16 protein-coding genes and 1 pseudogene are annotated in these 13,274 nt (G+C 59.7%); 7 read left to right on the top strand and 10 right to left on the bottom strand.

Translation table 11 applies throughout. The annotated features are described in order from the left end of the window. The first annotated feature begins 232 nt into the window (after nucleotides 1–232). Nucleotides 233–1,486, top strand: a complete 1,254-nt coding sequence (gene cbiE, locus SIB83_RS03200; RefSeq protein ID WP_413746770.1) for a precorrin-6y C5,15-methyltransferase (decarboxylating) subunit CbiE — start codon at nucleotides 233–235, stop codon at nucleotides 1,484–1,486. A 33-nt stretch (nucleotides 1,487–1,519) separates the two neighbouring features. Then, nucleotides 1,520–1,642, top strand: a complete 123-nt coding sequence (locus SIB83_RS03205) for a hypothetical protein (RefSeq protein WP_413746771.1) — start codon at nucleotides 1,520–1,522, stop codon at nucleotides 1,640–1,642. A 62-nt stretch (nucleotides 1,643–1,704) separates the two neighbouring features. Here SIB83_RS03205 and SIB83_RS03210 read toward each other — a convergent pair whose 3' ends face one another. From SIB83_RS03210 to pheS, 8 genes and pseudogenes are all read right to left on the bottom strand, one after another. Further along, on the bottom strand, nucleotides 1,705–1,950 hold the full coding sequence (locus SIB83_RS03210; protein WP_413746772.1) for a hypothetical protein: 246 nt from the start codon (nucleotides 1,948–1,950) through the stop codon (nucleotides 1,705–1,707). A gap of 87 nt (nucleotides 1,951–2,037) precedes the next feature. After that, nucleotides 2,038–2,370, bottom strand: coding sequence for a hypothetical protein (locus tag SIB83_RS03215; RefSeq protein WP_413403612.1), 333 nt, complete (start codon nucleotides 2,368–2,370; stop codon nucleotides 2,038–2,040). Between the two features lie 158 nt (nucleotides 2,371–2,528). Beyond that, nucleotides 2,529–3,247, bottom strand: a pseudogene (locus tag SIB83_RS03220) (rubrerythrin family protein). A gap of 183 nt (nucleotides 3,248–3,430) precedes the next feature. After that, a complete protein-coding gene (locus SIB83_RS03225) occupies nucleotides 3,431–3,871 on the bottom strand; it encodes a DUF192 domain-containing protein (RefSeq protein WP_413746773.1) in 441 nt (146 codons plus the stop codon). Beyond that, nucleotides 3,871–4,569 carry a winged helix-turn-helix transcriptional regulator gene (locus SIB83_RS03230; protein ID WP_413746774.1) on the bottom strand — a complete coding sequence of 233 codons (699 nt, stop codon included), beginning with the start codon at nucleotides 4,567–4,569 and terminating at the stop codon, nucleotides 3,871–3,873. The genes SIB83_RS03225 and SIB83_RS03230 overlap by 1 nt, the downstream gene beginning before the upstream one ends. Nucleotides 4,570–4,586: 17 nt before the next feature. After that, nucleotides 4,587–5,495: an NAD(+) kinase gene (locus tag SIB83_RS03235; protein ID WP_413747272.1), complete on the bottom strand. Its 909-nt coding sequence runs from the start codon at nucleotides 5,493–5,495 to the stop codon at nucleotides 4,587–4,589. Nucleotides 5,496–5,595: 100 nt separating this feature from the next. Continuing rightward, nucleotides 5,596–7,239, bottom strand: coding sequence for an ABC1 kinase family protein (locus SIB83_RS03240; RefSeq protein ID WP_413746775.1), 1,644 nt, complete (start codon nucleotides 7,237–7,239; stop codon nucleotides 5,596–5,598). A 152-nt stretch (nucleotides 7,240–7,391) separates the two neighbouring features. After that, nucleotides 7,392–8,399, bottom strand: coding sequence for a phenylalanine--tRNA ligase subunit alpha (gene pheS, locus SIB83_RS03245; protein ID WP_413403617.1), 1,008 nt, complete (start codon nucleotides 8,397–8,399; stop codon nucleotides 7,392–7,394). Between the two features lie 71 nt (nucleotides 8,400–8,470). Between pheS and surE the strand changes: the two genes are divergently transcribed. Then, nucleotides 8,471–9,280: a 5'/3'-nucleotidase SurE gene (gene surE / locus SIB83_RS03250; RefSeq protein WP_413403618.1), complete on the top strand. Its 810-nt coding sequence runs from the start codon at nucleotides 8,471–8,473 to the stop codon at nucleotides 9,278–9,280. Here surE and SIB83_RS03255 read toward each other — a convergent pair. Continuing rightward, the gene (locus tag SIB83_RS03255; RefSeq protein WP_413746776.1) at nucleotides 9,265–9,825 is read right to left on the bottom strand and encodes a DUF3611 family protein; all 561 of its coding nucleotides are present in this window, start codon (nucleotides 9,823–9,825) and stop codon (nucleotides 9,265–9,267) included. The genes surE and SIB83_RS03255 overlap by 16 nt on opposite strands. A 59-nt stretch (nucleotides 9,826–9,884) precedes the next feature. Here SIB83_RS03255 and SIB83_RS03260 point away from each other — a divergent pair, with 59 nt between their 5' ends. After that, nucleotides 9,885–10,811: a bifunctional riboflavin kinase/FAD synthetase gene (locus SIB83_RS03260; protein ID WP_413747273.1), complete on the top strand. Its 927-nt coding sequence runs from the start codon at nucleotides 9,885–9,887 to the stop codon at nucleotides 10,809–10,811. Here the strand turns inward: SIB83_RS03260 and SIB83_RS03265 are convergent. Continuing rightward, nucleotides 10,793–10,948, bottom strand: a complete 156-nt coding sequence (locus tag SIB83_RS03265; RefSeq protein ID WP_413406581.1) for a hypothetical protein — start codon at nucleotides 10,946–10,948, stop codon at nucleotides 10,793–10,795. The two genes, SIB83_RS03260 and SIB83_RS03265, sit on opposite strands and share 19 nt — an antisense overlap. Between SIB83_RS03265 and SIB83_RS03270 the strand changes: the two genes are divergently transcribed. The 3 genes from SIB83_RS03270 to SIB83_RS03280 all read left to right on the top strand — a co-directional run bounded on the left by SIB83_RS03270 (nucleotide 10,947) and on the right by SIB83_RS03280 (nucleotide 13,270). Continuing rightward, the gene (locus SIB83_RS03270) at nucleotides 10,947–12,008 is read left to right on the top strand and encodes a thiamine phosphate synthase (protein WP_413746777.1); all 1,062 of its coding nucleotides are present in this window, start codon (nucleotides 10,947–10,949) and stop codon (nucleotides 12,006–12,008) included. The genes SIB83_RS03265 and SIB83_RS03270 overlap by 2 nt on opposite strands. 67 nt (nucleotides 12,009–12,075) lie before the next feature. Beyond that, nucleotides 12,076–12,282 carry a sulfur carrier protein ThiS gene (gene thiS / locus SIB83_RS03275; protein ID WP_413747274.1) on the top strand — a complete coding sequence of 69 codons (207 nt, stop codon included), beginning with the start codon at nucleotides 12,076–12,078 and terminating at the stop codon, nucleotides 12,280–12,282. Between the two features lie 25 nt (nucleotides 12,283–12,307). Next, nucleotides 12,308–13,270 carry a DUF1517 domain-containing protein gene (locus SIB83_RS03280; RefSeq protein WP_413746778.1) on the top strand — a complete coding sequence of 321 codons (963 nt, stop codon included), beginning with the start codon at nucleotides 12,308–12,310 and terminating at the stop codon, nucleotides 13,268–13,270. Nucleotides 13,271–13,274: the final 4 nt, after the last annotated feature.

The raw sequence follows: 13,274 nt of genomic DNA on the forward strand, positions 1-13,274 counted from the left end.
CCTGATCAATTGTTGCTGCGCAGAAGCCCAAAATGTATCTAAATGAAGTGATTGAGTATTAGTTTCCAAAAACCATAAAAACCGCGGCAATGCCCCGATCAATCTGCCCCGTTCAATCGATCTCATCTCCGGTTCTGGGCATCACCGTGACAACAGCAGGATCAGACCATCAGGTGTGCTGAACTGAGCTGAGCAGGCCCGCAGCCTTCGGTGCCAGAGGGAGAACGAGACAATGATTGACGTGATCGGCACCGATGCCGGAGCCCCTGACTCGCTTTCCGAAGCTCTCCAGACTGTGCTGCGACAAGCCGAACTGATCGCTGCACCGCAACGCATGCGGCCGGCACTCAGGCAATGGCTGCAAGATCACCACAGCTCGGCCAACTGCATCAACAGTGACGATCCAATCGCTCTCTGCCAGAGCCTGACAGTTCTGAGCCCTGAGCAGAACACTGTGGTTCTGGCCAGCGGCGATCCTCTCTGGTTCGGCATCGGCCGGATTCTGGTTGAACGCCTGGGAACACAACGCCTGCGCTTTCATCCAGGCCCTTCATCACTGCAACTTGCTTTTGCACGACTGGGGAGACCCTGGCAAAACGCTGAATGGATCAGCCTTCACGGACGGGACTGCGCACCACTGACGCAACGACTGCAACAACGCCCCTCAGCCCTGGCCGTGCTCACAGACCCCAGTCGCGGCGGCGTTGATGATGTGCGACGGATCCTCAGCAGCAGCGGACTTGAGGCCACCTATGCACTCTGGCTGTTCGAGGCTCTGGGCCACAGCGATGAGCGCGTCCAGTGCCTCAGCCAGGCAGATCCCACTCCTCCGGATCTCAACCCTTTGCACCTTGTCGTGTTGCTGGCGGAGCCTCCGGCCGACCCCAGCCCTGACAGCTTGCCTCTGTTTGGACTGGACGATGGCCTCTATCTGCAACACCGGGACCGTCCAGGCCTGATGACCAAGCGGGAAGTGAGAATCCAGCTGCTGGCTGATCTGCAGCTGCCGCGACAGGGAGTGCTCTGGGACCTTGGCGCCGGAACCGGCAGTGTGGGGCTGGAAGCCTTAAGACTGCGACCGCAGTTGCAGCTGTTTGCCGTGGAACAGCGCAGTGGCGGCGGCACGCTGATCGAGGCCAATGCCAAACGGCTTGGTGTGCAGCCAGCCGCCGTGATCGAAGCCGATGCACTGACTGCTCTTGGGCAGATGCCGAGACCCGATCGCGTGTTTCTGGGTGGAGGTGGTCGACAGAGAGCTCAGTTGCTGCAGGCTGTGATCGATTGCATGAACCCTGGTGGGGTGGTGGTGATCGCCATGGCCAACGTTGAAGCACTGGCGGAGTTGCGGCCACTGCTTACCAACGCCGGATGGTCGATCCAGATCAGTCAGCAGCAGGCTTGTCGGGGTCAACCTCTGGCCGACGGCACACGACTGGCACCGATGAACCCTGTGATGATTCTCAGCGGCAGCAAAGCGAAAGGCTGACCTGCAGAATCAAGGCCGTTCCAATCCCGAACAATGCCGGTCCAGAAGGAGAAGCAGGTATCGCCCCTGCGGATGAAAGTCACACTGCTGATCGCTGGATTCGGTCCGCTGCTGGCCGTTGGACTGTTTCTGCAGTCCAAGGGATTTTTTGGTTAATCAGAGGCCGAAACACCACCCTTCACTGTCAATCAGGATTGACTAATAGCAATTGATGCTATTCACCTGATTTCATCACTTTCAGGTTTGACAATAGTCAGCTTACGTTCGAGTTCAAAATCCTCAAAAAGCGCTGCAGCGTCATAGGCCTGTCCATTACCGATCAGATAACGGATCCTTTCCTGCCACCACTGTTCTACTTCACAGCAATAATGATCATCCGCTTCGTAAAAATAGGATGACATAGGAGATGCCATAGCAGTGACGCTTTGGCAGATACAAGCCCGGCCGGCATGCCAATCAGGCATGATTTGTAACAACAGCAAATATCACATGACGCAATTCTATTTTTAATTGTTGTTCATCGAAGTGTCGATCGGCTCGATCAATACGCTTTAGCGCGCGTATCGATTAATCAACAAGGTCATATTCGAGCTGTAAAGCCTTGGAAGTTTATTGTCGTGAATAAGACCTTTATCAATCGCTTTCTTATAAGCAGCGGCTTGCCTTCTATAGCGATCCTCAAGAGCCTGAACTTTTTTGAGACAATATTTGGTTTTCCGACCTCTTGAGGCCGCTTCAAAATTGATTTCAAGGTCAGAAGCGAGAGAGGCCACTTCTTGAAGCCAGGCTTCTAAGGCCGCATCTCCGCCAAACTCAATGACGTCCTTGAGGCGGAACCACTCTTCATTAGGTTTGGTTTTGATTTGTCCAACGAGCTTCTGCAAATAACAGGAAATCATTTTTTACGTCTCCGATTGATTTCAACATAGCCCTGCCATCCAAAATCCGCACCATCTGATGCAAGAAGCGAAGTGATTGATGCAATTCGATGGGAGCCGAAAGATCGGCAATGGCTCAACAAACCTCTCTCAACCTGAATTGCTCAGACAGCTTTCAATTGAGCGGGGCAATAAGGTACAAAGCTTGCTTTTGTGACTCCACAGATTGGACAGCACCAATCATCAGGAATGGCTTCAAAAGGAGTGCCGGGAGCAATGCCTGAATCAGGATCACCGGTGGCAGGATCATAAATCATCGAACATTTTCGACAGATCCATTGATCAGAAGCTGGTTGATCCGATCTACCCCATTCTCCATCGCCGTTCAGTGCGGAAAGAGCCACTCCGTAGCACTCAGCATGATGTTTTTCGATCGCAGTCAGAAGTCCAAAATTCTTGCAGCTGCATGAAACCTGGTTGCATGGTCTTTGGATTCGCCAGCCTGCTCGTTGAATTCGTCAGCTGCAGAGTGATCTTCCTCGTTCAACGCAGCAGCAGCAAATTCCGGATACATCGTTGTGAATTCATACACCTCTCCTTCGATCGCCAGCTCCAGACATCGAGCAAGCAACATCTTTTTGAAGTCTTCACTGAGAGACTCCGGATGATCAAACACCAGCTCTGGATGCAAAAGCCGGAAATGTGCAAATGCATGCTCTGTTTCCTGCGCTGCAGTCTCTCGAAATAAACGGGCAAGGTCTGGATTGCCAAGCTGTTTCGCAACGTCTGCAAAAAACAGATATTTACGGCTCGCCATGCTCTCACCAGCAAAAGCCGCCTCCAGATTGGTCTGAGTCGACGATTGAATGTTCAGTCCGTTCATCACCACCTCGATGGGGGACCTTTTTGGTCTATTGCGCTGATATCCGTCGCTAAAGGGAGGGAAACCGTCATCGAAGGTTCGGCTAAAGGAACAGGTCTTTCAAGATCTCATCAGCAGCAATCAATCAATGCTTCCAAGCTTTGTGGTCAGCTGGTTTGATCCACGCAAGTCCTTGAAAAACAGTTATTTGCCCTTCAGGGATTCAATCGTCACGGCATCACCCACTCGAACACCCAGGCGCAACGCTTCACCCGCACCGATCTCGATCACACCATCGGCAAAATCAGCGCGGCCGTTGCCATCGGCATCAGCCCAGTAGGACGGACAGGGAAATGCTGGACAAACGGGCACATCCGAGGCGATATCGAGCACCTTGCCGTCGCGGATGAACACCATGTCCAGTGGAGCCAGCGTGTTGTGCATCCAGAAACGCAACGGCCGGGAGGGGCGTGATGGAAACCACATGCCACGGAGCGGCGGCAGAGCAGGGCGTTGCATCAGTCCGAGTCGCTGCTCATCAGGCTGATCAGCCACCTCCAGCTCAATGCAGAGCGAGTCACGCTGCGTCAGGCACCAACGCGCCTCGATCGGCAGGATCTGGGGAGGCAGCGGCGGCTGGTCCATCAGTGAATCCCAGGCCCGGGGATGCCGTCATTGAGGCAATAGCCACGTCCGCGGATCGTGTGGATCAAACGCGGTTCCCCATTCTCCTCGAGCTTCTGACGGAGATAACGCACATACACCTCGATCACATTGCTGGAGGAACCCTGGTCATCGTTCCAGACATCCCGCAGGATTCGCTCACGGCTGACGACCCTGCCCCGCTCTTCCAGCAGCAGCACCAACAGGGCATACTCCCGTGCGGTGAGAGCCAGCGAGCGATTCCCGCGACGAACCTGCCGGCAGCCGATGTCGACGCTGAGATCGGCGAGCTGGAGTAGCGGAGGTCTGAGGTCACTGCGCGATTGAATCGACAGATGCAAACGCAGACGCTGCAGCAGATCGCTCGGGGCACTGAAGGGGAACCAGAAATCATCAGCGCCACAGGCCAACACCGACTCCCGGGCGGCAACGCTGTCGTCGTTGACTCCGATCAGCATGGGCAGTGCACCGAAACGGGAACGCAGTTCAAGGACCCGTGCTCCCTGATCACTGGCCAGGATCACTGCGACAGGAGTCGGTTCAGAGCCTCTCGCCATGCTGCTGTCGGCGCCGCTGCGCCACTCAAGCGGTACGTATCCGGAAGCCCTCAGACGATCCCCGAGTGCCGCGGCCTCCTGGCCCACCAGGAGCACAACAGCATCCTGCGGGCTGCCTGCCATGGAGTCAGGCCCGACGGTCATGATCGATCGGGTTTGGCCACGTGGGGAAGTCCCCAGCCGAGCTTGTTGCGCAGAACCTGGAAAAACTCATGGTCACTGAGACGCACGAAGCGAACGGGATGGTCGCTGCGGCGAATCAGCACGCGATCTTCAGGCCACACGTAAGAACCTGCACAACCATCCACCACCATCATCAGCCGCTCAGGCGTGGCTGGGAAGACGGTGACCGGCTCAGCATCACTGAACACCAGCGCCCTGGAAGCCAGGGAATGGGGGGCGATCGGGGTGAGCTGCAGCACCGGACAGTCGGGCGTGATCACCGGGCCACCGGCACTGAGCGCATAGGCGGTGGAGCCCGTTGGAGTAGACAGAATCACCCCATCTGCGGAGATGTCCACCGGAGCATGCCGCCCGATGGCGATCTCGAAATGGCACATGCTGGTGAGCGGTTCCCGGTGCAACGCCATCTCATTCAGTGACAAGGCCTCCCAGCGGCGCTGATCACCGCGCATCACACTCACCACCAGATTGGCCCGCTCCTCAATGGTCCACTGCTCGGTGAGCACCTGCTCCAGAGCCCGATCGAGATCATCGAGGTAAGCCTCGGCAAGAAAGCCCAGATGCCCTGTGTTGATGGTGAGAAGAGGAACTCCCACCGGAGCGGTCTGACGCGCTGCGGAGAGCACCGTGCCATCCCCACCGAGCACGATCGCCAGCACCATGGACTGATCAAAACCCTCCGGGACGCTGGCGTTGTAGCCGAGCATGCGCAGATGCTGATCGGGATTGGCGAAACCCACCATGCCTCCCGAGCTGCTGGCGCGGATCACATCGTGGCCGAACCGCTCGAGACGCGAATGGATCACGCACGCGGTCTCAACCGCCAGAGGCTTGCCGTCATTAACGATCAGTCCAACCCGGGGCACCGATCGCAGCATGCAACAGCCAGGTCATTTTATGAGAAGGATCCCGCTTTGACATGCAGGCTGAGACTTTTTGATCAAGTGTTGATGAACGGCCTGCTGATCAACGTTTGCTGGATCTCAGCAGCGACACGATCAACCAGATGCCGAACACGGTCGCCACGATGAACAGCGCCTCACTCACATTGCGCAGCAGCTGCTGTTGAGCAAGGGTGGCCATCAGTGTGGCGCTGAGCAGCAGTGCAGCCACAAGAATGGCCAGAGACACGCGCCGCGACAGGCGGTCCAGGGTTCTGCGCAGGGATTCAAGGCCCTCGACCTGCAGAGCGAACGTCAGATCATCACTGCTGAAACGACGCAGCAACTGACTGAGCTGTCTCGGCGAATCGATCGAGAGGTTGCGCAGATCCAGACCGAACTGCATCAGACGCTGCTGCGGCAACATCACCGATCGCGCCAGCAGCTTGGCCACCAGAGGCTGCATCTCACCGGTGAAGCTGAAGGCGGGATTGATCGAACAGCCCACACCCTCCAGATTCGTGACCGACTTCACGAACAGGCCAAGGGTGCCCGGCACACAGAGGCCCGTGCGGTTGGCCAGCTGCAGCAGCTCCGCCAGGAAGAGTGCGAAATTCAACTCCTGCAGCGGCTTGGAAAAACTGCGGGAAATCAGTTGGTCCAGCTGGCGCTGCAGCTGCTGACGATCCACGCGAACACCGCGTGCCGGTGGTGCGATCTGCTCGAGAAGATCAGTGGCACGGGCGGCATCCTGATTGATCAACGCCAGCACCAGATCCAGCAAGTTGCTGCGGGTGCGTGGGTCGAACTGGCCGACCATGCCGGCATCCAGCAGGATCACGGTGCCATCGGCCTGAACATTGAGATTACCGGGGTGGGGATCGGCATGAAAAAACCCCTCAACGAAGTACTGCTCGACAAAGGCACCCAGCAAGGCGCTGGTGGTGGTGGCGATACCGGGTCCAGCCTCCAGAAATTGCCGTGCGGCTCCCGTGAGAATCGGCTCGCCGTCAATCCACTCGAGAACCAGCACGCGCTGGCCCGACAGATTTTCCTCCACCTGCGGAAGCCTCAGCTTTCCGTTGGGCACAAAGCTGGAGGCCGCCAGACACCGCTGAAGCCGCATTGTGTTCTCAGCTTCAATCCGGAAATCCAGCTCGCGGCCGAGAGCTTCCAGCACCTGGTCAGCGAGCCCCACAAAGTCGTACTGGCTCCCAAGCGAACTCGCCGAGGCCAGTGCGGCGATCTTGCGCAGAAGGCGACCATCCTCCTTCACCTGTGCCTCGATGCCAGGCCGCAACACTTTCACCGCCACCTTCTGCCCGTTCTTGAGATGGGCGCGATACACCTGGCCGACACTGCCAGCCGCAATGGGAGCTTCCTCAAAGCTGCCGAAGGCGGTGGCCACATCGCAACCGAGCTCCTGCCCCATCTGATCACTCACCTCGGGCCAGGCGGCGGGAGGAACGTTGGCCTGAAGCTGACTGAGCGCCTCGATGTAGTCATCCGAGAGCAGGTCGGGACGAGTGCTCAGCAACTGTCCCAACTTCACATAAACAGGTCCGAGCTCAGTGAGCAGATTGCACAGCACCGAGGGCAAGGGCAGACGCGTCTCGGCAGCGTGACCACGACGCAGCAACTGCGACAGGAACGACCACTCATGGCGGCTGACGATCCGCACGATCTCCAGCGCCCGCGTGGAACCATCGAACACAGAAAGCACGGACATGCCTCAAGCCGACCCAGAACGTTTCATGCATCTTGAGCCGTGTGCGGGCGCAAGTCAGCGCTCAGCCATCAATCCGGAATTATCGGGGTCAGCGACCACAGATTGATTGCCTCGACGCGCGTCGGAGGCTTGGCCTTGAACCTGCCTGCGTTTCAGAACTGCTCCAGGAAGCGCAGATCGCTGGTGTAAAGACGACGAATGTCGTCGATGCCGTGGCGAACCATGCAGAACCGCTCCACACCCACGCCCGCGGCGAAACCGCTGTAGCGCTCAGGATCAAGGCCAAGCCCCTCCAACACGGCGGGATCGACCATGCCGCAGCCCATCACCTCGAGCCAGCGGCCACGCCACTGCACATCGACTTCGGCGGACGGCTCAGTGAACGGGAAATAACTGGCGCGGAAGCGGACGGGAAGATCCCCAAAAAACGCCTTGAGGAAGGCCATCACCGTGCCGCGCAGATGGCTGAAGTCGAGGCCTTCATCGATGGCCAGCACCTCCACCTGATGGAACACCGGTGAATGGGTGGCATCCACAGCATCACGGCGATAGACGCGGCCTGGCGCCACGATCCTCACCGGTGGCGCATGAGACTCGAGATGGCGGATCTGCACCGGTGATGTGTGGGTGCGCAGCAGCAGGTTGTCCTTTAAATAAAACGTGTCCTGCATGTCCCGTGCGGGATGGTCCGGAGGAATGTTCAGGGCGGTGAAGTTGTGGTGGTCGGTTTCCACCTCGGGCCCCTCCACCACCCGATAACCAAGACCGCAAAAGAGATCCACAATCTCCTCTGTGGTGGTGATCAGAGGGTGGCGATGACCCATGGGCACCCCCTGTGCTGGGGCTGTCACATCAAGGGTCTCAGCGGCGATCCGGGCTTCCATCGCCACCTGCTTCACGGCCTGCAGGCGGTCGCTCAGGAGAGTCTGAACCTGGGATTTGAGCACATTGGCGCGCTGACCCACGAGGGGCCGTTCGTCGCCGGGCAACTTGCCCATGGCTCCGAGAACGCCTGAAAGCCGGCCTTTCTTGCCGAGCAATCCGATCCTCAGCTGCTCCAGTGCCTCAGCATCGGCAGCGGAGGAGATCGCCTCAGCAGCCTCGGCTTCCAGCGCATCCAGCTGGTCGGTGAGCTGCTGCAGTGACACGGTGGCGCTCACGGCTTTGACATGACGGCAGCTGACTGTAAGCAGTGAACACGACTAGGTTCGCCCCACCGGTACGCAACCCCATGGCCCCGCTGCGGATTCTGATCAGCAATGACGACGGCATTTTTGCCGATGGCATCAAGGCCCTGGCCCTGGCCGCCGCCGCCAGAGGCCATCAGGTGGCTGTGGTCTGCCCCGACAAGGAACGTTCGGCAACCGGCCATGGCCTCACCCTTCAGCATCCGATCAGAGCGGAGCGGGCTGACCAGTTGTTCGGCGAGGGCATCACGGCCTGGGCTTGCAGTGGGACCCCAGCCGATTGCGTGAAGCTGGCCATCTGTGAACTGCTGGAGACCCCGCCGGACCTGGTGCTGTCCGGCATCAACCATGGACCGAATCTCGGCACCGACGTGTTCTGCTCGGGCACGGTGGCCGCTGCGATGGAGGGAACCCTGGAATGCCGTCCGGCCATGGCCGTGAGCAGTGCCTGCTTCAAATGGCGGGAGTTCGAAGGTGCCGCTGTCATCGCCATGGACACGGCTGAATCAGCGCTGAGGGAGGGATGGCCCGACAACCTTTTGCTGAACCTGAACTTGCCCCCCTGCAAGCCTGAAGCCATGGGACCGATGCGCTGGACCCGGCTGTCGATTCGTCGCTACAGGGAACAGTTCAGTCCGCGAATCGATCCGCAGGGCCGGTCGTACTACTGGCTTGCTGGAAAGGTGGTCGAAGATCTGGAGTCCGGTGGGGATGGTCCGCGCGACTGGCCCACGGACGTGGCTCAGATCGGAACCAATTCTCCCTCTCTCACACCGATTGAACCTGAACTGTTCTGGCGTGGATCACTGGGTGGCCTGCCAAAGGTTGAACTTGCCGGTCAGCGGGTGCGGTAGATCCGCTGCAGCATCCAGAGCGAAAACAGCAGACCGATCAGGTGTGCGAACAGCACTTGTGTGTTGCTCAGCACCGAAAGCATTTCAAGCGAGGTGATCGCCAGATTTTCCGCTGCTCCGGAACCACCGATCGCAATTCCGGGAGTCTGCGAAGACGCCTGTACAAACAGGGCACCAGCCAGTGACTGATACCCAACCGAAGCGAAGACCAAACCCAGCAGGTCAGAAAAAATTCCGCGTTTCAGCAGACGGCTGGCCTCACCACGACTGGGGCGGGCTCCACTGTCGAGTGCACGGCCGAGACGCACGATCAGCCAGCCCTGCCAGAGACTGAACAACAGCACGAAAAACGAGAGTGTGGTCAGCGAAAGACCGGGACTCAGACCGACGGCCCGATCGGCGTTGCGGGACAGGCTGCCTCCGATGTTGTTGAACATCAGCACACCCACCACCACCACGCCGAGGGCGGTCTGAATCCAGAAGCGAATCCAGGCGGTGCGCCGCAGGCCAAGGGCCAGCAACTGGAAGTCGAGCCGGTCAGCCATGCGGGCGTGGAGGTCTGTCGTCCAAACTTGCCATCAACCACTGCACCGTGCACGGCCCGTTGATTCCTCTTTGCTCCCCCGAAGAGGCCCGCATGCCCACCGCCCTGGCGCTGGGCAGCTTCGATGGGCTGCATGCCGGCCATCGGCGGGTCATCGAGGCCATCTGCCGCAATCCGGCAGGCGGAATCCCCACGGTGGTGAGTTTCTGGCCGCATCCACGCGAAGTTCTGCACGGCGAACCAAGGCTGCGCCTGGATTTACCTGAGGAAAAGCTGCATCTGCTCGAACCGCTGGGCATCCATCAACTGGTGCTGGTGCCCTTCGATCGCCAACTGGCCCGGCTCAGCGCCGCGGAATTCGTCGATCAGATCCTGCTCGGCACCTTACAGGCCCGTCACATCGCCATCGGCGCCAATTTCCGCTTCGGGCGTGGTCGCGAGGGTGGCGCCGGCACGCTGCGCAGCCTTGCTGAGGCGGCCGGCGTGGCCGTCAGCGTTCTGCCGATCCTGGAAGACCCCGTTGGCCGCATGAGCAGCAGCCGCATCCGTGAAGCCCTCACAGCCGGTGACCTCACCACCGCCAGCGAACTTCTGCAAAGGCCCTATCGCTTCCAGGGTGAGGTCGTGCAGGGCCGCGGCCTCGGACGACAACTGGGGTGGCCGACCGCCAACCTGCAGGTGGACGGCAGAAAGTTCCTGCCCGGCCTGGGGGTGTATGCGGCCCGGGCCTGGGTCGACAACGAGTCTCAGGCGCTGCCTGCCGTGATGAACCTCGGCCCTCAACCGACCGTGGATCCGGGGTCACCTTCTGCTGTGGAGGTGCATCTGCTTGATACCCGCCGCGAGCTGGTGGGGCGGATCCTGCAGGTCGAACCGGTGGAACGCCTGCGCGGTCAACAGCGTTTTTCAGGTCTGGAAGAACTCAGTGCCCAGATCAGTTGCGATGCCCAGCAGGCGAGGGAGCGGCTTCAGGACAACGCCGGATAGGCGTTGGTGAGCCCCCAGACGATGAAAAAGCCGATTCCACCGAGAAGCACGACGCCCCACACCAGAACGTGCATCGTGCTTTCTGACCCACCGTTCTCCATCGCAGCACCAACATGAGATCCTGCCCACAGTGCCATGGAATGGATGCCCATTGACCCTTGCACTGACGAGCGTGTCGCCAGGCTGATCGATGCCAATCTCGACCGGGCCCGGGAAGGGTTGCGGGTGATCGAGGACTGGTGTCGCTTCGGCCTGGACCGGCAGGACCTGGTGATTCCGCTGAAGGACTGGCGACAGCAACTCGGGAAGCGGCATGACGACCGTTACCGACAGGCACGGTCCACCGCCACCGATACCGCTGCCGGACTCAGCCATCCCGCCCAGCAGATCCGAACTGACTCCACGCTGGTGCTGAAAGCCAATGCCAGCAGGGTGCAGGAGGCCTTGCGGGTGATCGAAGAATTCGCGCGAATTGGTGACGCCGAACTGGCCGAGACAGCTGCCAGCGTCCGCTATGCCCTCTATGACCACGAGGTGCGCATCCTGGAGGCCTGCGGGCAGAACCGGAGACGTCAACGTCTCAACAGTTCCAGGCTTTGCCTGATCACCGATCCCGGCGGCAGCGACAGCAGCAGTGCGATGGTGAAACGGGTCGAACTGGCTCTGATCGCCGGAGTCTCACTGGTGCAGTACCGGCGCAAGAATGGAGCCGATTCGCTGCGACTGCAGGAAGCACGTCAGCTTGCCGAGCTGTGTCAGGCCCATCAGGCCTTGCTGGTCATCAATGACCGGATCGATCTGGCCTTACTCGTGGATGCCGACGGAGTGCATCTCGGCCAGGACGACCTTCCGCACACGGAAGCACGTCGGTTGATGGGCCCGGACAAACTGATCGGTCGGAGCACTCACCGGCTCGATCAACTTGACCAGGCGCAGCGGGACGGTGCCGATTATCTGGGTGTGGGAGCGGTGTATGCCACCGCCACCAAGGCGGATCGCACGGCGGCAGGCCTTGACTGGGTGAAGCAAGCCAGCGGTTCAGCCACGATTCCCTGGTTTGCCATCGGCGGCATCAAGAGCCACAACATCGTGGAGGTGCTGGAAGCCGGCGCAACCCGTGTTGCTGTGGTGAGCGCAATCATGGGAGCCAACGATCCGGCTGCCGCTGCTCGCCAGCTGCTGAGCCAGCTCTGCTGAGCATCAACATCGGGCAGGGTTCATCCAGAGTCGCGATCTGGTTTCATTCATTCATATGGATCAGCCCATGCAGCTCACGGTGAACGGCGAACAGCGCAGCCTGGAGGCAGGTCTCACGCAACTGGATCAGGTGGTTGAAGCACTCGGCCATCACCCCAAGCTGGTTGTGGTGGAGTTCAACGGCCTGATCCTCACCCCCGACCTTTGGGCGGAGCAGCAGGTCAACGACGGTGACAGCCTCGAGATCGTCACCATCGTTGGCGGAGGTTCCTAGGATCATTTGAGTTTCCATCGCCGTTTTGGCCCAATTGCCGAATCGTTCCGCTTTCGTTCAGCTGCGTCGCTGGCTTTCCGGCCTGATGGTGCCGGTGCTGATGATCGGACTGCTGGTGTTTCATCCCCTGCCGAGTGATGCGGCACGTGGAGGTCGCATCGGCGGCGGCAGTTTCCGGGCACCCACCATGCCTCGCAGCGGTGGTTATCGCGGCGGCGGCATGGGCGGGGGATACAACCGGGGCTACGGCGGCGGCATCGGATTTCCGTTCATCCTTCCGTTCTTCGGATTCGGCGGCGGCGGCCTGCTGGGCTTCATGGTTTTGATGGCATTTGTCGGAGTGCTGGTGAACGCCTTCCGGGGCGCTGGGGCAGGGGCTGGTCGGCCGGCCATGGGCGGCTATGAGCGTCCTCGTGAAATGGCGATGGGACCGGTGTCTCTTCTGCAGCTGCAGATCGGTCTGCTCGCCAGCGCCAAGGATCTGCAGAGCGACCTACGTCAACTTGCCAGCAGCGCCGACACCAGCAATTCCACCGGTCTCCAGCGTGTTCTGCAGGACACAACCCTCGCCCTTCTGCGTCAACCGGATCTCTGGGTCTACGCCAACGTTGAGTCAGGAAGCGTGCCGTTCAACGCAGCTGAATCAACCTTCAACAGACTCTCGATGACGGAGCGCAGCAAGCTGCGCGAGGAACTCACCACGAATGTGGGGGGTGTGCGCTCCAGCGGTGGTGAACTCAGTTCCCGTGGAGATGCCGATGCGACCAGCGAATTCATCGTTGTCACGGTGCTGGTTGCCAGCAGCAGAACAGTCAATCTCAAGCAGGCGGAAAACGGCGAACAGCTGCGCGAGTCATTGCGCATCCTGGGTTCGACAGCCTCCAGCGATCTGATGGCACTCGAGGTGATCTGGCAGCCGGATGGTGTCGGCGATGTGCTCAGCGCCGATGAACTGGTGACCGCTTACCCGAATCTTCGCCATCTCTGATCAG

This window comes from Synechococcus sp. MIT S9507 (assembly GCF_047304715.1).
In the GTDB taxonomy this organism is placed as follows: domain Bacteria; phylum Cyanobacteriota; class Cyanobacteriia; order PCC-6307; family Cyanobiaceae; genus Synechococcus_C.